This window comes from Psychroserpens sp. (genome assembly GCF_034670085.1).
Classification (GTDB): Bacteria; Bacteroidota; Bacteroidia; order Flavobacteriales; family Flavobacteriaceae; genus Psychroserpens.
This window is the reverse complement of record NZ_JAXMOD010000005.1, coordinates 168,834-194,405: the sequence shown is the minus strand read 5'-3', so window position 1 is coordinate 194,405 and position 25,572 is coordinate 168,834. Positions and strand designations below refer to the sequence as shown.

The window sequence follows — 25,572 nt, the reverse complement described above, 5'->3', positions numbered from 1 at the left end:
ATTATCCACCAACACGTTTAACTGCAAATCCTTTTTCTTTAAGAATCTGCATAATTTTATCTCTATAATCACCTTGAATAATGATTTTATCATCCTTAAAACTGCCTCCAACACTTAATTTTTGTTTGAGTTCTTTTGCAAGTTTTTTGAAATCCTCAACAGCTCCAGTATAACCTTCAAGAATGGTTATTGGTTTTCCTTTACGCTTTTCATATTTACAAATAATTGGATCATCTTGTAACCAAATACCTTGACTTTCCAAATCATTTTCTTCGGAAACGTCCTCTTTAACGTGGTCTGGAAACAGGTTTTTTAATTGATCTTCTAAATCCATAAATTAACAGGAAATGACACATCGAACGCAGTCGAGATGTTTATATTTTAGTTCTCGACTGCGCTCGAACAGACATATTTTTTATTTCTTAAGTCCTAGTTCTATTAAACGTTCGTTTAAAAATTCACCAGCTGTAATATCATCAAATTGCTTTGGGTTTTCATCATCAATACAACTCTCTAAAACATCTAATTTCATTTCACTTATGGGATGCATGAAAAATGGAATAGAATAACGAGATGTTCCCCAAAGTTCTCTAGGTGGATTTACAACGCGATGAATAGTAGATTTTAATTTATTATTGGTATGTCTTGATAGCATATCACCAACATTAATCATTAATTCGTCAGGCTCAGCAATAGCATCAAGCCATTCGCCATCATGGTTTTGGACTTGTAAACCACGTCCTTGCGCACCCATTAATAAGGTTATTAAATTGATATCACCATGCGCAGCAGCACGTACCGCATTTTCTGGTTCTGATGTAATAGGAGGATAATGAATTGGTCTTAAAATAGAATTTCCATTATGAATATATTTATCAAAATAGGTTTCTTCTAAATCGAGATGTAAAGCTAAAGCTCTTAAAACATACTTAGCTGTTTTTTCAAGCATGCTAAATGTATCTTTTCCAATCTTATTGAATTCTGGTAATTCTTCAACGTTAACATTCTCTGGATATTCTTTAGCACGTTCTGGATCATCTTCAACATATTGACCAAAATGCCAAAATTCTTTTAAATCGCCTTCTTTTTTACCTTTTGCACTTTCTTTTCCAAATGAAATATAACCACGTTGTCCAGAAATACCTTCAATTTCATATTTACGTTTAGTTTCTACTGGTAAGCTAAAAAAGTTCTTGACTTCGCCATAAAGATTATCAACCAAACTATCGTCTAAGAAATGACCTTTTAATGCGACAAAACCAATTTCCTCATAGGCTTTTCCAATTTCATTAATAAACTTTTGCTTTCTATTTGGGTCACCTGAAATAAAATCTTCAAGGTTTACACTAGGTATTCTATCCATGATTTAAATATTATGTTATTACTGCAATACTACAAAAATAACGAAAACATCGGTAAAATCATATAGGTTTTATGTGCTAAAAAAAATAAGGTTTAAATACTTTTCAATCAATTTTTAATTACATTTGATTTTTAAATACAATCCAAATTACTATGTTAACTTCAACAAGAGGTGTAATAACTTTTGACAAAAAGAACCTAGACGATCGCACGCTTTTAAAACTTTATAAAAGCATGCTTAAACCTAGGCTAATAGAGGAAAAAATGCTCATTCTATTGCGTCAAGGAAAAATATCAAAATGGTTTTCTGGTATAGGTCAAGAAGCTATTTCTGTTGGAGTAACATTGGCTCTAGATTCTGAAGAATACATCCTTCCTATGCATAGAAATTTAGGTGTTTTTACATCTAGAAATATTCCGTTACACAGATTATTTAGTCAATGGCAAGGTAAGGCAAATGGCTTTACAAAAGGTCGTGATCGCTCTTTTCATTTCGGAACTCAAGAATTTAATATTGTTGGAATGATTTCACATCTTGGTCCACAATTAGGTGTTGCAGATGGTATTGCTTTAGCTAGCTTGTTGAAAAACAAAAATCAAGTAACAGCTGTATTTACAGGAGAAGGAGGCACAAGTGAAGGTGATTTTCATGAAGCTTTGAATGTCGCATCAGTATGGCAATTGCCAGTTTTATTTTGTGTTGAAAATAACGGTTACGGACTTTCAACACCAACTAGTGAACAATATAGATGCAAAGACATCGCAGATCGTGGAAAAGGTTATGGCATGGAATCTTTTATACTCGACGGTAATAATGTTGTTGAAGTCTATTCTAAAATAAAAAAACTAGCTCAGAGTATTCGAAAACGACCAAGACCAATTCTAGTTGAGTTCAAAACCTTTAGAATGCGCGGTCATGAAGAGGCTAGTGGCACTAAATATGTGCCTAAAGCATTAATGCAAGAATGGGCAAAAAAAGATCCCGTTGAAAATTTTCAAGCCTATTTAATAAACCAAAAGATTTTAACCGAAAAACAAGAGGTTGCCATCAAAGAAGGAATTGTACATGAAATTAATGAGAATTTACAAATTGCTTTTGATGAAGCTCCAATTGAAGCAGATTTAACGACTGAGTTAAATGATGTCTACAAACCATTTGAATATAAGGATGTTAGTCCGAAACCAAAAACTGAAGAACTTCGCTTAATTGATGCTATTTCTTTAGGGTTAAAACAATCGATGCAACAACATAAAGACCTGGTAATTATGGGTCAAGATATTGCAGAATATGGAGGTGTTTTTAAAATTACTGATGGTTTTGTAAAGGAGTTTGGAAAAGAGCGTGTAAGAAATACACCGATTTGCGAATCTGCTATTGTAGAAGCTGCAATGGGATTATCTATAGCTGGCATAAAATCTGTTGTTGAAATGCAATTTGCAGATTTTGTGACTTCTGGATTTAATCCTGTGGTAAATTATTTGGCAAAATCTCATTACCGTTGGAATCAAGAAGCTGATGTCGTTTTACGAATGCCATGTGGAGGTGGTGTTGCGGCAGGACCATTTCACTCGCAAACTAATGAAGCTTGGTTTACTAAAACACCAGGTTTAAAAGTTGTATATCCTGCGTTTCCTTATGATGCCAAAGGTTTATTAGCGACAGCAATTAATGATCCAAATCCTGTGTTATTTTTTGAACACAAAGCCTTATACAGAAGTATTCGTCAAGATGTACCAACAGATTACTACACTTTACCATTTGGAAAAGCAGCATTGCTTAGAGAAGGAAATGATGTAACGGTTATTTCTTATGGAGCAGGTGTACATTGGGCTATGGAAACATTGGATAATAATTCGGATATTAATGCTGATGTAATCGATTTAAGAACACTACAGCCTTTAGATACCGAAGCTATTTACAACTCAGTTCGAAAGACAGGAAAGGTTATTATTTTACAAGAAGATTCCCTATTTGGAGGAATTGCTAGCGATATTTCGGCGTTAATCATGGAAAATTGTTTTGAACATTTAGATGCACCAGTGAAGCGTGTAGCAAGTTTAGAAACACCAATTCCGTTTATTAATCAGTTAGAAGATCAATATATCGCAAAAGGTCGATTTGAAGAGACATTGAAAGACCTGTTAAGCTATTAATATAAAATTCATATTATATAAACTAACCACCAAGCGCATGCAAAATTTTTTAAAAGCGACACTGTTATTATTTTTAATAATTGGTGTTACAAAGACAACTCATTCTCAACAATTAAATGAAGATACTTTTAAAGGCTTGAAATTTAGGAGTCTAGGGCCATCGTTAACCTCTGGTAGAATTGCAGATATAGCTATTCATCCTGAAAATGAAAACATTTGGTATATAGCTGTTGGCTCTGGAGGTGTTTGGAAAACTATGAATTCTGGTACGACATGGACTCCAATTTTCGACGAGCAAACAACGTATTCAATAGGCTGCGTTACAATAGATCCTAATAACTCTCATACTATTTGGGTGGGCACAGGAGAAAATGTAGGCGGAAGACACGTTGGTTTTGGAGACGGAATTTATGTAAGTCATGACGATGGTGGCACCTGGAAACATATGGGTTTAAAAACGTCTGAGCATATTTCAAAAATAATAGTACACCCTGAAAACCCAAACATCATTTGGGTAGCATCTCAAGGTCCTTTATGGAGTAGTGGAGGAGAACGAGGTGTTTTTAAATCTATCGATGGCGGAAAAAACTGGAAGAGGACACTTGGTGACACTCAATGGGTTGGTGCTACAGACCTTTTAATTGATCCTTCAAATCCAGATCTGCTTTATGCGGCAACATGGCAACGACAAAGATCTGTAGCTGCATACTTAGGCGGTGGACCTGGATCTGGTTTACATAAAAGTTCTGATGGTGGTGAAACATGGACAGAACTTAAAAATGGCATTCCTGAATCAAATTTGGGAAAGATAGGTTTAGCTATGTCTCCGTTTAATTCAGATATAATTTATGCAGCAATTGAATTGGATCGAAAAAAAGGAGGCCTTTTTGTATCCAAAAACAAAGGTGCTTCATGGGAGAAACAATCTGACGCAGTTTCAGGTGGAACTGGACCTCACTACTATCAAGAATTATATGCATCTCCTCACCATGAAGGAACACTTTTTTTAATGAGTAATGTTGTTCAAGTTTCTCATGATCATGGTAAAACATTCGCCTTTATGAATGAGGATAAAAAGCATGTTGATAGCCATGCGCTTGCATTCAAAAAAACAGATGAAAATTATTTGCTTTTTGGCACTGATGGAGGACTTTATGAAACTTTCGATCTTACAAAAAATTGGTCTTTTATAAGTAATTTACCACTCACACAATATTATAAAATTGCAGTTGATGATTCTGTTCCTTTTTATAATATATATGGTGGTACTCAAGACAATGGTTCTCATGGTGGACCGTCTAGAACCATAAGTAAAACAGGAATTACTAATGATGATTGGTGGATTACTTTGAGTGCAGATGGACATCAGTCAGCAGTAGAACCAGGTAACCCAAATATAACCTATGGTGAGTTTCAACAGGGTTGGTTATTTAGAATTGATCAAACTACAGGTGAAACTGTATTTATTCAGCCTCAACCAAAAAAAGGTGAACCTTTTGAACGATATAATTGGGATGCACCAATATTGGTTAGCCCACATAATCCTAAACGTTTATATTTTGCCTCACAACGTGTTTGGCGTTCAGAAAACAGAGGAGATGAATGGACCGCTGTTTCTCGAGATCTAACTCGTAATCAAAATCGAATTGAACTCCCTATGATGGGTAAACAACAAAGTTGGGACAATGCTTGGGACATTGCAGCTATGTCAAATTATAACACCATAACATCTCTAGCTGAGTCTCCAATCCAAGAAGGTTTGCTTTATGCAGGTACAGATGATGGTATAATTCAGGTTTCAGAAAATGATGGTAATAGTTGGACCAAAATTGAAGTTGGTTCTATTAAAGGAATTCCTTCTACTGCATTTGTAAATGATATTAGAGCTGATCTTTATGATGCTTCAACAGTTTATGCTGCATTAGACAATCATAAATATGGTGATTATAATCCCTATATTATAAAAAGCACAAACAAAGGTAAATCTTGGATTTCTATAAATGGTGATTTACCAAAATCATTAATTACTTGGAGATTGGTACAAGATCATGTAAAGAAAGAATTATTATTTGCGGCTACAGAATATGGTGTTTATTTCACATCCAATGGTGGCACTAATTGGATTAAATTAAAAGGTGGAGCACCAACAATTTCTATGAGAGATATTGTAATCCAAAGAAGAGAGGATGATTTAGTGGCTGGTTCATTTGGGAGAGGGATTTATGTTTTAGATGATTTGAGTCCTATACGAGATTTTAATCAATCTGTTGCAAAAGCAGATGCCACTTTGTTTAAAGTTAAACCAGCATATTGGTATATTCAAAGAGATGAAATTTACGGACAAGGAAATGCAAAATATGCTGCTGAAAATCCACCTTTCGGAGCCGTTTTCACCTATTATTTATCTGAAAAGTTAAAGTCATTGAAAACAGTACGTCAGGAATCTGAAAAGAAACAAGAAAAGCAAAACGCTGAAATTAAATTTCCAGGATGGAATTCATTGGAAAAAGAAAAATTTCAAGAAGAACCTGTTTTAATTCTAACAGTGAAAGATGATCAAGGTCGTATTATAAATAGAGTTACTGGAACCAATAATAAAGGCTTTAACCGAGTGAGTTGGGATCTTAGTTATCCAGAACGTGATATTATAAAACTTAAGGATAAGAAAGTTGTTGATCCTTGGACAAATAATACTGTTTTAGCGACTCCAGGAAGGTATAAAGTAACATTATCAAAACGTATTGATGGTAAGATTACACAACTTGGAGAGCCTCAAGAATTTCAAGTGATACCATTAAAAAAAGGAGCTTTGGAAGGACGTTCATATGCTGAACAAAAAAGCTTTATAGAAACTCATCATTTGTTTCAGCAAAAGCTTTCAGCGACATCTTCAACTTTAGCTCAACAGTTAATTGTTGTCGATGCCATGAAAAGAGCTGCAGATAAAGCTGTAAATACTTCAGATAATCTGTATACCAAAATTTATAATGCAAAGCAGAAATTATTGGCGCTTGATAAAGAGTTAAATGGAGATAGAACAAAGTCTGAAATAGGAGAGAAGTCTAATCCAACACCATTTGATGGTGGCTATTTAGGTATCATGGCTTCTCAAAACACTTATGGTCCTACCGAAAATCTTAAATCTGCGATTCAACGTTCAAAAGATCAACTTAATGATATTACCTCAAAGTTGGATGGATTAATACTAAATGATTTGAAAGCAATTGCAAGTGAACTTAAAGCGTCTGGAGCTCCTTGGATTGAAGGACAAGGTTTATTAAAAAATTAAATTGAGTATGGATAAGTCAATAAATTCAAAGAAAGCATTCAGGTCAGCACTCACTAGTATTGTCCTGATTTTATGTTTTATCATTTTAAAATCTTTAGCTAATTCTGAAATTGTTGGTATAAATTTCTATTCAGTAGTTAGTGGAATCCTAATACTACTCATATTCTTCATGACTATTGTAGGATTTGTTTTTGCTTTAAAAACCAAAAATGAGCCTAAAACGAAACAAAAAATTCTAGCCTTAGTGCTCAATTCAATTTTGATGGCTTTACTCGTTGTTTCGGTTATCAATATTGGTATTGAACTCATTAATTATTATAAATCACATTGATATAATCAACGACTTTAATCTCATCTAAAAATCTTATATTTAGATATGATTACTACAGCCAATAGACGGTACTTTATTCTAATACTCATTAGTTTATCCCTTCTCAATTGCAAAGATGAAGCGTCAAATGAATTTGAATGGAAAACCATTAACGTCACAGCCACTGCATATAACTCTTTAGTTAGTCAAACTGATAGTGATCCCTTTATTGCTGCTTTTGGAGACAGTTTAAAGCCAGGCTTAAAATATATAGCGGTTTCCAGAGATCTTTTAAAATTAGGATTACAACACAACACCTTAGTCAAAGTCGAAGGATTAGAAGGCACCTACTTGGTGAAAGACAAAATGCATTCTCGTTGGAAAAATAAAATTGATATTTATATGGGAACTGATGTTAAAGCTGCAAAAAAATGGGGCAAGCGCAAGGTTAACATCAGCTATAGAGATCTAAAATCTAAAAACTAAATTATTGTAATTCAGTTTCGGACATTTTAAAAGGATACGCCTTTTGAACTTCAGCCAATTCATCTTTATTTAATTCGTTAGTCGTTTTATTGAAAATAGTCCGTGCGTAATCCGATCTAAGTTCATAATATGCTTTTGTGAGTTCATCTTGAATTTTAATATAAAACTCATAGGACGTTAGTTTATCATTTTGTAAAGAAATAACAGCTTCTTTAGGGTTATCTGAGGATGAAAGCGCGTTTGTTCCATTGCAATAATCACAAGAATTATCTCCATTATTATCTAAAAATGCTTTGACATTTGACTTTAAATCTTCTATAACAATAATTTTATTTTCTACAAAAAGTTCATTGCTTGAGTTCACGCTTATTTCAAGCATGTTTCGCTTATTAATTTGAGTATCACATATTTCTCCTAGCGGACAAGGTTCTGGTAAGGTTCTTTTTATACCTTTATCTTTTGGTATCATAGCAGTAACTAAAAAGAAAATAAGCAATAAAAATGCGATGTCTGCCATTGAGCCTGCATTTACTTGAGGCATTGAATGTCTTGAGTTTTTCATGAGTATAGTTTTTATGATTCTCTAAAAACTCTCAATAATAATACCATACTTTAAAATGCAAAAAAGGCACTTAAGAAGCTGTATTCTTATGTGCCTTTTCTAATTTAAAACTAACTCAAATGTGTTTTACTTTACGGTGTTTAAATCGTCGTTAACCGTATGCGACGTATTGATAATTCTAGTTAATACTTTCATGGTAGATTGATTTTGATTGATGAATTGTTACAGTAAAATTATCTGTAACGTCTTTTTTGATTCCAAGTAAATGTTTTAGTTTCTGTTCTAGTACTTGTTAATTGATTGTTGTTTAAAGTTCTCATGATAATTGATTTTTAATTTGATTGTTTGTTTTTTAATTGATGTTTATACTTAATAGACGACACTATTTCAAAAATGTTACAGTACTATGTATTACAAAGTAGTTATTTAACATTATTTAACAATTGATAGATGCATTTATAAGTTCTACATATGATAAATAGAGTAGTTGTAGCACTATTAAAAAAATAGGAATGTTTTTTTCATTTGTTTTTAACAATATGCCTTGATAACCTTATAAAAGGTTAATTTTGTAAGAATTTTTTTTTCAGAAGCTATTAATTATATGTCCACGACCTTAGAATTAGAAAACCAAAAAATTGTCAAAAAGAGTCTATATGACTATCAAATTGCTGATCTTAATCGCATTTTTGATGTTTTAGAGAATGCTCCCGATAATTATAATTTATTATATCAACTTCCTACAGGTGGAGGAAAAACAGTTATATTTTCTGAAATTGTTAGACGATACATTAAGAAACATAAGAAAAAGGTAGTTATTCTAACACATCGCATTGAGTTGTGCAAACAAACTTCCAAAGTATTGCATGGCTTTGAGGTCAATAATAAAATCATTAATAGTAAGGTAAAAGAACTTCCCGATCAAGATCAATACGAATGTTTCGTCGCTATGGTTGAAACCTTAAACAACCGACTTAATGATGAGAAACTCAAGTTAGAAGATATTGGTTTAGTTATAATTGATGAAGCACATTATAATTCATTCAGAAAACTATTCAAGTTTTTTGATAAATGTTTTATTCTTGGTGTTACTGCAACACCTTTAAGTAGCAATATTAAATTACCAATGAAGGATAATTATAAAGAACTCATTGTTGGTGATGATATTTCTACATTGATAAAAAATGGATTTTTAGCTACTGCAGATGTCTATAATTATGATGTTTCGCTTAATAGTTTAAAAATTGGTATTAATGGCGATTATACTGTCAAATCTTCAGAAGCTCTTTATACTAATGCCTCAATGCAAGGTAAATTACTATTTGCATATGAAGAATTGTCTAAAGGCAAAAAAACCTTAATCTTTAATAATGGCATTAATACGTCTAAAGAAGTGTATTATACGTTTAAACGTGCTGGTTATAATATTAGACATTTGGACAATACGTCTTCAAAGCAAGACCGTAAGGACATTTTAAAATGGTTTAAGAATACACCTGATGGTATATTAACTTCTGTAAGTATTTTGACAACTGGTTTTGATGAACCTTCTGTAGACTCCATTATTCTCAATAGAGCTACACGATCTTTAACCTTATATTTCCAGATGATTGGTAGAGGATCTAGAATCCATAAGAAAAAATCAACCTTCAAAGTTATAGATTTAGGAAACAATGTGATTCGTTTCGGACCATGGAGTCAGCCAGTAGATTGGCAACATATTTTTAAGAATCCTGATTATTATTTAGAGAATCTTAGACTCGATGAAGATATTGAACGTGATTTTGTTTATGAAATGCCAGATTCGTTGCGAAAACGATTTAAAAAGAATCCTAATGATACGTTTGACATTAAGGAAGAATATAAAAAAGTAACTCGTGAAGGCCATAAATCAATGAAGGCTATTGAGAATTCAATTGCTCAACATTCAGAATTAGTGATTGCCAATAGTGAAGATGTATTTGAAGCTAGAGAACTTGCAAAATTATTGCATGATGATATTTGCTACCGCATAAAACAATATTGTTACTGTATTATGAATAGCACAAAAAACTATAAAGATTGGTTATTAGAAGAGTACACACGTAAACTTAGGTTGAGTTTTAACGGCAAATTTTAATTGCTGAATACAGCTTAACAAAATTATAACGACCTAATAAACTGTTAATATTGAAATTTTTCAAACGGAAAGCCGTTATTTTGAATTAAGGAACGGTTTTTGATTTTCGATAGCCTCAACTTATAACTTAGATGAAACTTAAAGTATTATTTGTATTATTCTTAGGCTTGACCTTTTTTGTTAGCGGACAACCAAATCCGGATAACGAGAAAAAATCTATTAAAATTCCTGCTAAGGAAACTAAAGAAAAAGATTCAACACCTACACAGTTTAAAATCAAACCAAATTCAAAACTTGAAATCACTAAAACTGATGAAAACATAAGTGGTATTCCCGTTAAGATTAGAGAATTAAAACCTCAAAAAAAGGAGTTTTCTATGTTTGATGATAACAACTTGAGAAATCCTGGTGAAATTTATGAAAAACGTTATAATGCTAAACTCGAAGAGCAAGGTTTAAAAATAAAGACCATGTCTGATATGTTTTTAGGTGATGTAAGAATTAATAGTGAGTTTGCAAATATCCGTTGTAGAGATCATGAGTTTCCTGATGGTGATTTAGTGCAAGTTATTGTAAATGATGAAATATTTATTCCTAGTCTTTTACTAACTGCCAATTATAAATCGTTTAATATTCCTTTAAAGGAAGGCATTAATACAGTTGTATTTATGGCTTTGAATCAAGGCGAATCTGGTCCTAATACCGCAGAATTTTTAGTCTATGATGACAATGAAGTTCTTGTGTCATCAAAACGATGGAATTTACTTACAGGTGTAAAAGCCAAAATTCTAGTCATTAAGAGTAACGACTTTCCAAAAACAAAACAAGAAGTGGAAGAAGCAAAAGAAAAACAAGAAAAAGACAATTAACTAATCTACAAGTTTCCTAAATCTTTTGCTAAACTATTAAACAATTTGGCTTTAGCTTTCAAATATTTGTTCTGTAACTCGATAGCCTTCAATTGTGAGTCAATTAAACTTTTCTCACGAGAATTGATTAAAAATAGTGAGCTTTCTCCAAAACTAAACTTGCGCTCTTCAGCATTTAACATGGTTGTATAATCATTGACAATCTCAGTTATTAACTGATTTTGAGTTTCAAAAGATTCTAATTCTCTATAAATAGCCAACACTTTATTCTGAATTGTAATGCGTTCATTAGCTATGTCAAACTTTACATCTTGAAGCTTAAACTTTGCTAGTTTTAAATCTCCACGCTCTTTACGAAGAAATAGAGGGAATGCAATATTCAAACCGCCTTTATACGTATTACTATTAAACGATCGTACTATATCTGGATCTTGAGATAAAAAATTATACTGAATATCAACAATAGGTAACAACTTATTTGCTTTTAACCGTTTATCGACCTGCAAACCTTCGTACTTTAAATTTAAAGATTTTAACTTCGGATGGTTTTCTATAACAAAATCAGTTAATGGTAATCCAGAAATCTCTAACACATCATCAATAGTGGTTTCAATTCCAGTATCTGGGACAACATTATCTTGAATTTCAACTGGTATATTATCATTCAACCATAAATACGTGGACAAATCTAAAGCTGCTTTCATCAATTTAACTTTAGCTTGTTCTAATCCTAATGTTCTATTTTTAACAGTAATATTTGCTTCAGTAATATCGATTTTTGCTTTATCTCCAGCGTCAACACTACGTTCAACACCTTTAGCTCGTGTACTTGCATTTTCTAAAAAACGCTCATATGTTTTTACTTCCGTATAAGCTTGCAACCAATTAAAATAAGAAATTGAAGCATCGTATAAAATTTGATTGACTAATAGTTCGCGGTCAGCAAGAGTCTGCTCTCTAAAGAATTTAGCTTTCTTTACATCTGCCATTCTTTGGTTTATAAATAATCCTTGACCAAGAGAAGCCGAAATCCCAGCACTATACAAGCCATCTTCTGGAACAAAAGCTTGAGGATTTAAAAAATCACCTTCATTTTGCTCAAAATTCCCCTTAAGTTCAATACCATACCATGTTGGAATTTTAAATGTGGCACTAAGTTGATCGTAATACGCCGTATTCTTGAATTTTTTTCGATTGTGATCAACTTCAAGTTTAGGGTCAAATCCACCACGAGCTTTCATTAAGTTCGCTTGTCCAATCTGAATTGTCAATTCAGCTTGTTTTGCAATTGGGTGGAATTTCTTAACATAACCTAAGTATTCACTAAAACTAAAGATAATGGAATCATTTACTTGAGTTTGCTCTTGAGAAAAGGCAAATGATGTTATAAAAAGGAATAATATGCTTAGATATTTAATCATGTCTACTATTATTTTTTATCAGATTTTGAATCACCAGAGTTTACGGGTTGGTAATAGTTAGGAGGAAAGCCGTTCAGTTTTCGCCATAATTCAAACCAAATAGGTACATCTTCAAGAAGAGCTATGGTCATTGCTCCAGAACCAACTCTAATAGCTTCAGGCCATTCGTGGTCGTTTTCATCTGGTGCAAGTAAAATTCGAAACTTACCATTCGGACTTATAAAATTTTCAATAGCAACAACTTTAGCACCATAAGTTCCGTAAGAAATATTAGGCCATCCGCTAAATACAATTGCTGGCCAACCATCAAACTGAACTCTTACATTTTCACCAATATGAACCAACGGCAAATCGATAGGATCTACAAACATTTCAACTGCTAAATCATAATTAGCTGGCATAATACCAACCAATTGCTCACCTTCTTTAAAGGTTTCTCCAATACCACCTTTAATCGCCTTATTTATAAAACCATCCTGTGGAGCTTTAATATAATATAGGTCATTGCGAATTTCATAATTTGTAAAATCACTTTCTAATTTTGTCACTTGTGCTTCGGCATCAAACCCATTAGATTGTGCAGTGAATTTATCACTTTCGGCTTTCGAAATTTTATCTATATATTCAGCACCAATACGATTGAGTTCAATCTGAGCATTGATAACTTCATTTTTAGACGCCAAGAATTTATTCTCCTGAGATATCAATTTAGCTTGTTTCTCTTGGAATTTCGAACGCTTTTCTTCCAATTCTGTCAACGATTTTAAACCTTCATCATACAAGTTTTGAATCGCACCAATTTGGCGTTCAGCAATTTTTAAATCAATTTTTACCGCTTCAAAATCAATACTATCGCTTTTTACTTTTAGTTTAGATTGCATTAATTTATTTTCTGCTTGTTGCAACTTTAATTTACGCTCATTACGCAAAGCTCCAATTTGGTTATTCAAAGCATTTACTTTTGAACCATAAGAGCTAACCGAAGCTTCTTTAGCCTTAATTTGTTGTCCAGTTCTATTAACAAGGTTTGGATCAAAATATTCATTTTTAATTTCAGAAATAAACAATATAGTATCACCTTTTTTAACGCGATCTCCTTCTTTTACAAACCATTTTTCAATGCGTCCAGGTATTGGAGACTGAATAGTTTGTGGTCGTTGGTCAGGTGTGAGTGTAGTGACATTACCACGACTATTAATGTTTTGTGTCCAAGGCAAAAACATGATTACGATTACTGTAAATGCAAAAGCCAATAAAAAGCGATTAAAGTGCTTATAATGTCTTTTATGAAATACTTTTCGAGCAGACTTATATGATGATAAGTCTACTTTTTTATTCAATTTGTTATGAGAAATATTAAGCATGAACTTATGAGTTTGATATTAGTTTACCGCCTTCTAAATTTAGAATTTTGGAGCAGTTTTCTTTCCAATCCATATTGTAGCTAACCACAACTAAAGCCCATGGATTACTTTTTTCTACTAAGAATTTCATAATGCTTTTAGCTTCATGTGTTTCAAATTGATCTAAAGGATCTTTTAGTAATAATAATTTCGGTTTCTTTAAAATACTTCTAGCCAATACAATCTTTTTAGATACTGTTGTTGATAAGCGTTGGCCTTCAGGATATAGAATGGTTCGCAATCCTTTTGGTTGAGCTTTTACAAAATCTACTAACATTATTTTCTGTAAAACAAAGTTGATTTCGTCGTCAGTAATAGATGGATCTCCAAACGTTAGATTCTCACGAATTGTACCTTCAAAAGGTGATTCTTCAGGTAGAGATTGTCCAATAAGTGCTCTGTAATCATTAATTTTAATTCCACTAAGTGAAATGTCATTAATGTAAATACCGCCTTTAGATTGCGCATTTATACCAGCAATGAGTTTTAATAAACTTGACTTTCCGGAACCATGCGATCCATGAATAAGGATTCTATCTTTTGGTTCTATAGCTAACGAAATATCTTCTAGTATTGGACGTGCTCTATCAGGAACCGAATAGCCAACTTTGTCTAGCTCGATTTTTATTGCTCTGTTTTCAGAACTAATGGCATCACCTTCTTGAGATTCTAATTCCTTATCGACGACCTGTCCGAGTTTTTCAATTGATGTCAATACATCATAAAAAGATTCTAAACCGAGAATCAATTTTTCAACTGAGCTTATCACCAAAAGAATAATGATTTCAGCAGCTACAAACTGTCCGATATTCATTTTTTGGTTCAATACTAAAAATCCTCCAATGACAAGTAAACCAGCCGTAACAAGAATTTTAAAACCAATTAGTTTAATAAACTGTTGAATTAATACTTTAAAGTGACTTTCTCTGGCATCTAAATAATCAGAAACTAAACTATCATTTTTGGTAAGTGCTAAGCTTGTTTTTCCAGATAATTTAAAACTTAAAATAGAGCGTGCAACTTCTTGCAACCAATGTGCAACCTTATATTTTTGCTTTGACTCATCCAAACTTGTATCTAATCCACGTTGTGCCGAAAATTTAAAGACCACATATATCAAAAGAATTAGTAAAATTCCATAAATGATAAAAAATGGATGATAAAAAGATAGAAGCATTAATCCGAAAATAATTTGAAGGATGGCAGCAGGAAAATCGACAAGTATTTTAGACAATCCTTTTTGAACGGTTAAAGTGTCAAAAAAACGATTGGCTAATTCTGGCGGATAATAATGTCTTAACTCACTCATTTTAATTTTCGGAAAACGATAGGCAAATTCAAAAGAAGATCTCGTAAATATTTTTTGCTGTACGTTTTCAATGATTCGCATTTGCATCAATTGAAGCAAGCCTACAAATGCAACTCCCAAAGTCACTAAAATGACCAAGACGATCCAAGAACTGCTAATTTGAGCACCTTGAATTAAATTTATTATGGCCTGAATTCCTAAAGGAAGAGAAAGGTTAACGACTCCAGCAAAAATTGCATAATAAAACACTTGCTTAATGTCTTTACGATCTAATTTTAATAGACCAATTAAGCGTTGCCAAGCTGTTAAAATTGTTTTTGTCATGTGTTTGAATCTATAGCATTAAAAACTAAATGTTTGAAATAATCTGAAGGCTGAACTTTATGATCACAATCTGTAAGTGATTTGAAATGATCTTTTAAAAAATGTTGGTGTAATGCGCCTTCTAAAACAGTACTTGCCAAGCTATGTGGAAACTTATAACTAGGATTCACTTCAATAATCATGTCATGTAATCTGGTTACCAACCGCTTGTAAATTGAAAAATAGCCGTCTTTATTTTCGTCATCGACTTCTTTAGTTAGGTACGATTTTGAATACTCATTAATCACAACGCGACTTAATATGACTTCATCGATATGCTCGAAAGTGGAATCAGATTCGATGGTTCTTGTCAAAATATCAATTGCTTTTTCTAATTTTTCATTTGAGTTAGACATATTAGTTGTAGAGAATACTAATTGGTATTCTAACCAAGCCCAATACCACGACGTCAAATAGAGAAGCAGTTTATGTTTACCATCAAAGTAGCGATAAATAGAACTTTCGTTTGAACCAATAATAACACCTAACTTTTTAAATGTAAAGCTATCAAAACCAATATCATCAATAAGCTTGATGCTATGCTCAATAATTTTTTTACCAAGAGTTGATGATTCTGGATCTTTTAAATAGATCTTCTCATTGATGTCTATTTTTAAATTTGAAAGTAAATATTTCATTTTAATATAAATTACACGCAAATATAATAGTAATACTATTAGTTTATTAATGTTTAACTTTTGATTAACTAAATAGCATATTTTTTTAAAAATTCAATAATTACAGTTATCTTTACGTTTAATGCTGTATTGTACAGTAAAAAATTAAAATATTTAAGAGTAAAGAATGGCAAAGTCGCAACAGACCTTCAACAAAAGTGAAAAAGAAAAAAAACGTTTAAAAAAGCGCGAAGATAAACGTAAGAAAATGGAAGCGCGCAAGCTTGAAAAAGAAGGAAATGGAGGTGCAGAAAGCATCCCTTTTGCTTATGTAGATCAGTTTGGGAATTTAACAGACACTCCACCAGATCCATCAGAAAAAATTAAAGTGAAGGCTAAAAATATTGTCATTGGTATCCCTAAGAAAGAAGAAGGAGACGAAGAAGAATATGATCCGATCCGTAAAGGAAAAGTGTCATTCTTTGATAATTCTAAAGGTTTTGGATTTATTATTGATACTGAAGACCAAGAAAAATACTTTTGTCATGTAAGTGGTTTAATTGATGAAATTCAAGAAAACGACAAGGTGCAATTTGAACTAGAAAAAGGACAACGTGGCATGAACGCAGTTCGTGTGAAACTGATTTAAATTTTAGTCCTATTTATTTATAAAAAGCCAGTGATAACTCATTGGCTTTTCTATTTGATAGCATTTAATTCCATTACATCTCCCATTTTTAACCCTTCCAAAGTCATCGTGCCAACACGAATTCGCACCAATCTCAATGTTGGAAATCCAACACACGCAGTCATTTTTCGAACTTGCCTGAATTTCCCTTCATTTATGGTTATTGAAATCCAAGATGTTTTTCCATGACGATCATCACGAATTTTTTTTGCTCTTTCAGGGAAATTAGGAGTTTGCATTATTCGAAATACCTTACAAGGTTTTGTGATGTACGTTTCACTTTGATGACTAATTGCAACACCTTGCTCTATTTGCAAAATTGCTTCCTCTGTAATTTCACCATCTACTTGTACATAATATTCTTTATCTGTTTTAGAACTTGTGATGTCAAAACTAACTTTTCCGTCTGTTGTAAGTAGGAGCAAGCCTTCTGAGTCTTTATCTAATCGTCCTATTGCCATTGTTCCTTCTGGAAAATCATACAAATCTCCCAAGAACTTTTTGTTGATTTCGTGTTTGGCATTGGTTTGAAACTGACTTAAATAGCCATAAGGTTTGAAGAGTTTAAAATGACAATGTTCCATATTAAACAGCACCTTTTAAAATGGCATAAACAAGATCTTTTGTGAGTTGTTTGTCTTTAGCTTTAGACCGAATAGCATCAAATGACATTTTGAAATCACATCCAGAATTATAAGCACTACAACCATAAGCAGTTTTACCTCGTATAATAGTTCCTTTATTACATTTCGGACAATTGATTGTGTCTTTATTTTTTACTTCTGAAACTTTAGCCAGTTGCTTTTTCGGTTCTAACACCAATTTAAATGCATCATCAAATCGCAACAATCCTTCAGTTGTTCCTTGTTTAGAAGTAAAGCCTTTCAAGTTCACTGTCGACCCTTTTTGAAGTAAACGTATCAATTGTTTTTCTGAAATCTTTTTTCCGTAGACTTTAAAAGGCATTACAAAATCACATCCAGATTTAAACTGACTACAACCATAAGCCGATTTTCCCTTCAAAAGATGGCCTTTTTTGCATTTCGGACAAGCTTCAGAGGTCATACCTGCAGCTTTCGTTTTCTTAACTTTCGCTTGACGTTCTTTAACAACAGATGCTTGTGAAATATTTGCGCGTTTGGTTTCACTTCTAACTTCATACACCAATTCATCTACCATTTTTTTCATGTTCTGAATAAACAAACTTGCACTGTATTCACCTTTTTCAATATCCTTAAGTTGCTTTTCCCAAAGACCTGTAAGTTCTGCAGACTTTAATAGTTCATTTTGAATGGTATCAATTAAAGCTACACCAGTAACTGTTGGAAGAATTTGCTTTTTATTACGTTTAATATACTGACGTTTAAACAAAGTCTCTATGATATTTGCACGAGTTGAAGGTCGACCTATCCCGTTTTCTTTCATTAAGTCTCGAAGCTCGTCATCATCAATTTGTTTACCAGCTGTTTCCATAGCACGTAGGAGAGAGGCTTCAGTAAATTGATTAGGAGGCTTGGTTTGCTTTTCTAAAAATGAAGGTTCATGCGGACCTTTTTCACCTTTAACAAATGTTGGCAATGTATCTTTATCTGTCACACTGAGCGCAGTCGAAGTGCTTTCTTTACCGAATTTAAAAACAACTTTCCAACCTTCTTTTAAAATCTCTTTTCCTGTGGTTTTAAAATTAACATCATCCGCTTTTCCTATTACTGTTGTATTTGAAACGTCACAGTCTGGATAAAACACAGCAATAAAACGCTTTACAATAATATCATAAACCTGTTGCTGATTGTATTGTAAGTTAATCTGAATTCCTGTTGGAATAATAGCATGGTGATCAGTAACTTTTTTATCATTGAAAACCTTAGCCGATTTCTTTATTTTCTTACCTAAAAGTGGTTGTGTTAATTCAGAATAATTTGTCAATTTTTGAAGAATACCATGCACTTTAGGATACACATCATTTGGCAAAAATGTCGTGTCAACTCTAGGATACGTTACCACTTTTTGTTCATATAACTTCTGAACGATTTTTAAAGTCTCATCTGCCGAAAACCCAAACTTGGTATTGCAATACACTTGTAATCCTGTTAAATCAAATAATTTTGGTGCGTATTCCTTTCCTTTCCTTTTAGTGGTTGACACAATTTCGAAATCTGATGCTTTTACTTTATTCGCCAATACTTCACCATCTTCCATTTTTAAAAAGCGACCTTCTTCATAAGCAAAAAGCGTATCGCGATACATCGTTTGTAACTCCCAATACGGCTGAGGAATAAAGTTTTCAATGGCTGTAAACCGATTTACGACCATTGCTAATGTTGGTGTTTGAACGCGACCAACAGAAAGCACTTGCTTGTAACCACCATGTTTTACGGTATATAAACGCGTAGCATTCATACCTAATAGCCAATCTCCAATAGCACGAGAAAATCCTGCATAATACAAATTGTCATACGCTTCAGAATCTTTAAGGCATTCAAAACCTTCTTTAATCGCTTCTGTAGTTAACGAAGAAATCCAAAGTCGCTGAACTTTTCCTTTATAATTTGCTTGATCTAAAACCCAACGCTGAATCAATTCTCCTTCTTGTCCAGCATCACCACAGTTTATTACAAGTTCTGCTTTATCAAATAAGGATTTAACAATATTAAACTGTTTTTTAATTCCAGAATTACTAACCACCTTAGTTTTAAATTTCTCTGGAAGCATGGGCAAATTATTCAAATCCCAACTTTTCCAGTATGGTTTGTAATCGTTTGGTTCCATAAGCGTACACAAATGTCCAAAAGTATAGGTCACTGCATAACCATTCCCTTCATAATAGCCGTCACGTTTTGAATTGGCGCCAAGTACTTGGGCAATTTCTCTTGCAACACTAGGTTTTTCAGCAATACAGACTTTCATTTATGTGAATAGTTTTAATTTACTCGGTAGTCAGCCAATAATCTACATCTATGAGCGAAATACTATTTAAAATAACATCTAAAGGCTCCTCTATTTCAAAAGCAAAAATACAGGTAGAATTGGCATCTATCGAAAAGCATGGTTCAATTGCGTTATTAATAAAAAAAGGTCCAGCTGAAATTTCCCCATTTGCTTCTATTGTAGTTATGGGTTTACCTTCAGCTATAAAATCATTAGAATTATTCAATTGTATTTCAAATTCTATACGTCGAGTGTTATTTCCAGTATCAGGAATAAATGTAAAATATAACACCTCATATGTGAAGTTTTCTAATGGATTTACATTAGTTCCAATTATTGGAATTCCTTCTTCATAATCGCAAGGAACTTCTTGAGTTACTTCAGGAATTACTGTCGTTCCTGAAGCATTTGTAACAACTTGTTGAGGTTCAGAAACAATAATTTTAGTACAATCTTCTACTATATTATCATCAGATCCACACCCTGAAATTAGAATTATTAATACTGTAAAAACCAAAAAATAATAACGTCTCATAAGATAGATTTAGTTAAAAAACAAAGATGAAATATTTATGTATTACCACCAAACCAAAAAACTCTTTAAAATAGTTCCATCTGGCATTTTAATCCAAATTAAGGGTGATTTAGACTGTTTTAGAAACGCTTCAGTTTTGATTTTAAATGTTTCCATATCTACCCAATCAACTGAATTATCAACTTCTAAAAACCAATCGAGTTTTGAAGGCACATAAAATTCAGAAGTGTTGAATTCTACTAATTGTTGTTTATTGAGGTAAAATCCACAAACACAATCTTTATTCAACAAATTAAACTCAACAGATTGCTGATATGGAATAAACAGTTGAGCTTTAAATAAGACGCATTGTTGGAAGTCTTTATTATGTACATTGAATTCTTCTAAGGTAGATTTACATTCAGAAGAATGGAGTAGTGGCAATTGCTTAGTTTTAAGCTTCGTGATTTTTTCAATTAAACTATCGTTTCTATTAGGACCAATCCATTGTTCAATTTCAGATTTACCTAAGGATGCATCATATAAATAGAATTTATAAATGATTTCAAGATGAATTCGATTATTACCTATTTCCAATAAGGCATCCAGCTCTCCCAGCGTTTGTTTTTCTTTTTGAATCTGAATATTTTCAGCTAAAATTTCACAATCCCTTAGATTTTCTATTTGGTTGAATGCAAATTGTTCTGCGAGTTGACCCAAACGAAGTGTTCTATGTAGTAATCTTTTAAATTCAATAAATTCATCATCTGGCAAATGAAGTTGATCTAATCCCAACACAGAACTTGAATTCCACAGTAAAGGTGTATTCAAATAACCTTGATATAAACGTTTCAGTTGGTCCGTTTTTAAATGCATTAAATAGTGTTATATGTCTTTAAGTTAATAAAAATAGCATTTAGACGCTTTATTAAGTGAAAAAACCAATATATTTCTATCAAATTTAAAATGATGAAAAACGCCATACTAATTATTCTAATTGTATTTTTAAACTTCAACTGTCAAAATGCTGCAAATGCTCAAGCACCTGAAGAAGTCAAGCAAACATTTCAGGCAAAATATCCTGGCGAAAATGATCCAGATTGGCACAAAGATTCTAATGGTAATTATGAAGCAAATTTTAAAATTGATGGTATTAAGTATCGTGCAGATTTTGCTCCCAATGGAAAATGGATAGAAACCGAAAGTAGTATCGATAAAAATGAATTACCACAAGCTATTAAAGATGTCATAAAGGCAAAATTTAGTGATGAAGATATCACAGAAATTGAAAAAGTAGAACACCATTCAAAAGGTTTATTCTACGATGTTGAGTTCAAAAGAGATGGCAAAAACAAGGATGTAGAATTTAAACCTAATGGTGAAATCATTTAATTCTCATTAAAATAAGACGCTATTAAAACCTCATAATTAAATTATAAATTTTGAGGTTTTTTTATTGGGAGCAACTTCTATTTGCTATATTTGAAAACCAACTATTTTAACACAATCATTCATGAAATTATTAGAAGGAAAAACAGCAATTATCACTGGCGCAAGCCGAGGGATTGGTAAAGGTATAGCTGAAGTTTTTGCGCAACATGGTGCAAACATAGCTTTCACATATAGCTCTTCTGTAGAAGCAGCAAACGAATTAGAAAACGAATTAAATGCATTAGGAATTAAAGCAAAAGGCTATCAAAGTAATGCTGCAGATTTTGATGAATCTCAAAAACTAGCTGAAGATGTATTGGCTGAATTTGGAAGCATTGATGTTTTGGTAAATAATGCAGGCATCACTAAAGATAATTTGTTAATGCGAATGGGTGAAGAGGACTTCGATAAAGTGATTGAAGTCAACTTGAAGTCGGTTTTTAATATGACTAAAGCTGTTCAACGTACAATGTTAAAACAACGTAAAGGTTCAATCATTAATATGAGTTCTGTTGTTGGTGTAAAAGGAAATGCTGGTCAGACGAATTATGCAGCTTCAAAAGCAGGAATTATTGGTTTTTCAAAGTCAGTGGCTTTAGAATTGGGTTCTAGAAATATAAGAAGTAACGTGATTGCTCCTGGTTTTATCGAAACTGAGATGACAGCCAAACTTGATGAAGAAACCGTAAAAGGATGGCGTAATGCTATTCCGCTAAAACGTGGAGGAACTCCTGAGGATATTGCTAACGCTTGTGTATTTTTAGCTAGTGATATGAGTGCTTATGTCACTGGACAAACGCTCAATGTAGATGGCGGAATGCTAACATAGAAAACATATAATTAGAATGTCACCTTAAGCGCAGTCGAAAGGTCTTTAAATGCAAACAGACACGATAACATACATTATTATATCTGGAATATTAGCGCTAGTACTAGCGCTTTTTCAGTATATTTTTAAATCTAAAAAAACGACCAAAATCTATTGGCTTCTTGCGTTTTTAAGGTTTGTTAGTATATTTTCCATTTTGTTGCTTTTAATCAATCCAAAGTTTGATAAACTCTCGTTTTATGATGAAAAGCCAAACTTGATTGTTGCTATAGATAATTCAGAATCTATTAACTATCTCAAACAATCACAGAACACGAGTGATTTAATTGAGTCACTAAAACAAAACCAAGAACTTAAAGCTAATTTCAATTTAGAGTTTTACACCTTTGGGAAGTCTGTAAACCAAAGTGATTCTTTAGGTTTTAATGAAAAGCAATCAAACATTGCTCAAGTGTTTGGTCGTTTGTCTGAAGTTTATAATAATTCTGTCTCTCCAACTGTACTTATTACAGATGGAAATCAAACCTATGGTTATGATTATGAGTTCATGACCAAACGTTATAAACAAGCCATTTTTCCAGTTATTCTTGGTGATACCACGACATATACTGATATAAAAATTCAACAGTTAAACGTCAATAGATATGCCTATTTAAAAAATAAGTTTCCTGTTGAAATTATTGCCACTTACAATGGTAACACTGCTGTAACTTCCCAATTAAAAATTACATCAGGCAATTCTACCGTATTTACACAACCTATTAGATTTAGTAAAAGTCAAACCTCACAAATAGTAAATGTGAACTTACCAGCAAATAGAGTAGGTGTTGGAAGTTATAAAGCGGAAATCGTTCCACTGGATAACGAAAAAAACAGGATTAATAACGTTAAGAATTTTGCTGTAGAAGTTATTGATCAAAAAACAAATGTTGCCATTGTATCCGACATTAGTCATCCTGATTTAGGCGCACTTAAGAAATCGATCGAAAGTAACGAACAGCGAAAAGCTAGCATCTTAAGTACTACTGATTTTTTAAAACAATCTGAAGATTTTCAACTAGTTATCGCCTATCAACCAACTAATAACTTTAGGTCATTGTTCAATGAGATTGATAGATTAAAACTGAATAAAATAGTTATAGCTGGTACGAAAACCAATTGGTCACTTTTAAATCAATTACAAAATAATTACAGTCAACAGTTCACTAATCAAACTGAAAACTTTCAGCCTTCTGTAAACCAAAACTATAGTACGTTTATTATAGATGATTTAAATTTTGATGAATTTCCTCCACTTCAATCTGAATTTGGAGAAACACAATTTACAGTGCCTTTTGAAACCATCCTTTTTAAAACCATTAATGGTACACAAATAGATGAACCACTTTTGGCTACTTTCGAAATTAATGAGAAAAGAGAGGCTTTACTTTTAGGAGAAGGTATCTGGAGATGGAGAGCCCAAAGTTTTTTAGACGAAAAGTCATTCAATACGTTTGATAATTTTATTGGAAAATTAGTGCAGTATTTAAGTTCTAAACAAAGACGCTCCAGATTAAACGTCAATTATGAATCTTTTTATAACGGAAATGACAATGTAAAAATTATAGCGCAATACTTCAATAAAAATTATGAGTTTGATGCTAATGAGAATATCAATATTATTCTAAAAAACAAAGATACAGACGACACTAAAACCTTACCTTTTGTTTTGAAAAACACAAACTATCAAGTCGATTTAAGTGGATTAGATGCAGGTGATTATAGTTTTACGGTAAGAACCTCAAACGGAACTGTGTCAAAATCTGGAGAATTTAAAATCTTAGATTACAATGTTGAGCAACAATTTCTTAATGCCAATGTAACAAAACTTGAAAGCTTAGCTACTAATAGTGATGGGAAGTCCTATTTTATTGATAATACGAGTACAATTATTAATGATTTATTATCCGATTCTAGATTCGCTACTATCCAGAAAAGCAGTAAAAAAGTCGTACCTTTGATAGATTGGAAATACCTTCTTGCACTCATTGTTTTAAGTCTAGCAACTGAGTGGTTCATTAGAAAATATAACGGACTAATTTAAAAAACTAAAATCATGGAAAAATTACCAAAAGTTGCATTACCAGTTATTTTTGTGGCTGTCGTATTAATAATATTGTTAGCAAAATCTGCAGTAACAATAGGATCTGGTGAAGCAGGCGTTTTATATAAAACATTTGATAATGGTGTCGTTACAGATGCACCTCCTTTGGGCGAAGGGTTTCACATAATTGCGCCATGGAACAAAGTCATTGTTTATGAAGTGAGACAACAAGAATTATTTGAAAAGATGAAAGTTTTATCATCTAACGGATTAGAAATTCAAATTGATGCTTCTGCTTGGTATGAACCAGTGTACAAAGACCTTGGAAATCTACACCAATCTTTAGGTGAAAACTATTTACAGCGAGTAATTCAACCAGCAATTCGCAGTGCTGCACGTAGTGTAGTTGGTCGTTATACACCAGAGCAATTGTATTCTAGTAAGCGTGATGCTATTCAAGATGAAATTTTTGAAGAAACTAAAGTTATTTTGAGTAAACAATTTGTGCAATTAAATGAGGTTTTGGTTCGTGATGTCACTTTGCCTAATACTATTAAAGATGCTATCGAGCGTAAGTTGAAACAAGAGCAAGAATCACTAGAATATGAATTTAGATTGGTTACAGCGGCTAAAGAAGCTGAAAAAGTAATCATTGAAGCACAAGGTAAAGCGGAATCAAATAGAATTTTAAGTGCATCCTTAACTGACAAAATACTTCAAGATAAAGGTATCGACGCTACAATAAAACTATCGGAATCACCTAATACAAAGGTTATTGTTATTGGGTCTGGAGATTCAGGATTACCACTAATTTTAGGTAATCAGTAGTATATTG

The 25,572-nt window shown here is 32.5% G+C and carries 22 protein-coding genes; 11 read left to right on the top strand and 11 right to left on the bottom strand.

Going from position 1 to position 25,572, the window contains the following annotated elements; genetic code table 11:
- Position 1: 1 nt before the first annotated feature.
- Together VOI25_RS10190 and VOI25_RS10185 are read right to left on the bottom strand one after the other, a co-directional pair.
- Positions 2–334, bottom strand: coding sequence for a translation initiation factor (locus tag VOI25_RS10190; protein WP_323788965.1), 333 nt, complete (start codon positions 332–334; stop codon positions 2–4).
- An 81-nt stretch (positions 335–415) separates the two neighbouring features.
- Positions 416–1,363, bottom strand: a complete 948-nt coding sequence (locus VOI25_RS10185; RefSeq protein ID WP_323788964.1) for an isopenicillin N synthase family dioxygenase — start codon at positions 1,361–1,363, stop codon at positions 416–418.
- A 152-nt stretch (positions 1,364–1,515) separates the two neighbouring features.
- Here VOI25_RS10185 and VOI25_RS10180 point away from each other — a divergent pair, with 152 nt between their 5' ends.
- From VOI25_RS10180 to VOI25_RS10165, 4 genes are read left to right on the top strand one after another with little or no spacing between them, the layout of a single operon-like run.
- Positions 1,516–3,516 carry a dehydrogenase E1 component subunit alpha/beta gene (locus VOI25_RS10180; protein WP_323788963.1) on the top strand — a complete coding sequence of 667 codons (2,001 nt, stop codon included), beginning with the start codon at positions 1,516–1,518 and terminating at the stop codon, positions 3,514–3,516.
- 37 nt (positions 3,517–3,553) lie between these two features.
- On the top strand, positions 3,554–6,805 hold the full coding sequence (locus tag VOI25_RS10175; RefSeq protein WP_323788962.1) for a WD40/YVTN/BNR-like repeat-containing protein: 3,252 nt from the start codon (positions 3,554–3,556) through the stop codon (positions 6,803–6,805).
- A gap of 7 nt (positions 6,806–6,812) precedes the next feature.
- A complete protein-coding gene (locus VOI25_RS10170) occupies positions 6,813–7,136 on the top strand; it encodes a hypothetical protein (protein WP_323788961.1) in 324 nt (107 codons plus the stop codon).
- Between the two features lie 45 nt (positions 7,137–7,181).
- On the top strand, positions 7,182–7,601 hold the full coding sequence (locus VOI25_RS10165; RefSeq protein ID WP_323788960.1) for a hypothetical protein: 420 nt from the start codon (positions 7,182–7,184) through the stop codon (positions 7,599–7,601).
- Position 7,602: 1 nt separating this feature from the next.
- Here the strand turns inward: VOI25_RS10165 and VOI25_RS10160 are convergent, their stop codons facing one another.
- Positions 7,603–8,163, bottom strand: coding sequence for a biopolymer transporter ExbD (locus VOI25_RS10160; protein WP_323788959.1), 561 nt, complete (start codon positions 8,161–8,163; stop codon positions 7,603–7,605).
- A gap of 604 nt (positions 8,164–8,767) precedes the next feature.
- Here VOI25_RS10160 and VOI25_RS10155 point away from each other — a divergent pair.
- Both VOI25_RS10155 and VOI25_RS10150 read left to right on the top strand, forming a co-directional pair.
- Complete coding sequence (locus VOI25_RS10155) at positions 8,768–10,282, top strand: DEAD/DEAH box helicase (RefSeq protein ID WP_323788958.1); 1,515 nt, start codon at positions 8,768–8,770, stop codon at positions 10,280–10,282.
- A 131-nt stretch (positions 10,283–10,413) separates the two neighbouring features.
- Entirely contained in the window at positions 10,414–11,151 is a 738-nt protein-coding gene (locus VOI25_RS10150; RefSeq protein WP_323788957.1) for a hypothetical protein, read from the top strand.
- 5 nt (positions 11,152–11,156) lie between these two features.
- Here the strand turns inward: VOI25_RS10150 and VOI25_RS10145 are convergent, their stop codons facing one another.
- Genes VOI25_RS10145 through VOI25_RS10130 form a run of 4 tightly spaced genes read right to left on the bottom strand, consistent with a single transcriptional unit; the run spans position 11,157 to position 16,285 of the window.
- Positions 11,157–12,572 carry a TolC family protein gene (locus VOI25_RS10145; RefSeq protein WP_323788956.1) on the bottom strand — a complete coding sequence of 472 codons (1,416 nt, stop codon included), beginning with the start codon at positions 12,570–12,572 and terminating at the stop codon, positions 11,157–11,159.
- A gap of 8 nt (positions 12,573–12,580) precedes the next feature.
- Positions 12,581–13,936, bottom strand: a complete 1,356-nt coding sequence (locus VOI25_RS10140; protein WP_323788955.1) for an HlyD family secretion protein — start codon at positions 13,934–13,936, stop codon at positions 12,581–12,583.
- 4 nt (positions 13,937–13,940) lie between these two features.
- Positions 13,941–15,608 carry a peptidase domain-containing ABC transporter gene (locus VOI25_RS10135; RefSeq protein ID WP_323788954.1) on the bottom strand — a complete coding sequence of 556 codons (1,668 nt, stop codon included), beginning with the start codon at positions 15,606–15,608 and terminating at the stop codon, positions 13,941–13,943.
- Positions 15,605–16,285 (bottom strand): TetR/AcrR family transcriptional regulator, encoded by a 681-nt coding sequence (locus VOI25_RS10130; protein WP_323788953.1) that lies wholly within the window; start codon positions 16,283–16,285, stop codon positions 15,605–15,607. Before VOI25_RS10130 ends, VOI25_RS10135 begins: the two co-directional genes overlap by 4 nt.
- Before the next feature lie 166 nt (positions 16,286–16,451).
- Here VOI25_RS10130 and VOI25_RS10125 point away from each other — a divergent pair, with 166 nt between their 5' ends.
- Entirely contained in the window at positions 16,452–16,913 is a 462-nt protein-coding gene (locus VOI25_RS10125; RefSeq protein ID WP_323788952.1) for a cold shock domain-containing protein, read from the top strand.
- A 50-nt stretch (positions 16,914–16,963) separates the two neighbouring features.
- On the opposite strand, the gene VOI25_RS10120 is transcribed toward VOI25_RS10125, so the two are convergent.
- The 4 genes from VOI25_RS10120 to VOI25_RS10105 are packed head-to-tail and all read right to left on the bottom strand — an operon-like array spanning position 16,964 to position 21,270.
- On the bottom strand, positions 16,964–17,536 hold the full coding sequence (locus tag VOI25_RS10120; RefSeq protein ID WP_323788951.1) for a pseudouridine synthase: 573 nt from the start codon (positions 17,534–17,536) through the stop codon (positions 16,964–16,966).
- 1 nt (position 17,537) lies between these two features.
- Complete coding sequence (locus VOI25_RS10115; protein WP_323788950.1) at positions 17,538–19,859, bottom strand: DNA topoisomerase 3; 2,322 nt, start codon at positions 19,857–19,859, stop codon at positions 17,538–17,540.
- Between the two features lie 19 nt (positions 19,860–19,878).
- Positions 19,879–20,415, bottom strand: a complete 537-nt coding sequence (locus VOI25_RS10110) for a hypothetical protein (protein WP_323788949.1) — start codon at positions 20,413–20,415, stop codon at positions 19,879–19,881.
- Between the two features lie 42 nt (positions 20,416–20,457).
- On the bottom strand, positions 20,458–21,270 hold the full coding sequence (locus tag VOI25_RS10105; protein ID WP_323788948.1) for a DUF1853 family protein: 813 nt from the start codon (positions 21,268–21,270) through the stop codon (positions 20,458–20,460).
- Between the two features lie 93 nt (positions 21,271–21,363).
- Between VOI25_RS10105 and VOI25_RS10100 the strand changes: the two genes are divergently transcribed.
- From VOI25_RS10100 to VOI25_RS10085, 4 genes are all read left to right on the top strand, one after another.
- Complete coding sequence (locus tag VOI25_RS10100; RefSeq protein WP_323788947.1) at positions 21,364–21,786, top strand: PepSY-like domain-containing protein; 423 nt, start codon at positions 21,364–21,366, stop codon at positions 21,784–21,786.
- 121 nt (positions 21,787–21,907) lie between these two features.
- Entirely contained in the window at positions 21,908–22,654 is a 747-nt protein-coding gene (gene fabG, locus VOI25_RS10095) for a 3-oxoacyl-[acyl-carrier-protein] reductase (RefSeq protein ID WP_323788946.1), read from the top strand.
- A gap of 49 nt (positions 22,655–22,703) precedes the next feature.
- Positions 22,704–24,737: a VWA domain-containing protein gene (locus VOI25_RS10090; RefSeq protein WP_323788945.1), complete on the top strand. Its 2,034-nt coding sequence runs from the start codon at positions 22,704–22,706 to the stop codon at positions 24,735–24,737.
- 12 nt (positions 24,738–24,749) lie between these two features.
- Positions 24,750–25,565 (top strand): prohibitin family protein, encoded by an 816-nt coding sequence (locus tag VOI25_RS10085; protein WP_323788944.1) that lies wholly within the window; start codon positions 24,750–24,752, stop codon positions 25,563–25,565.
- The last annotated feature ends 7 nt before the right edge of the window (positions 25,566–25,572 follow it).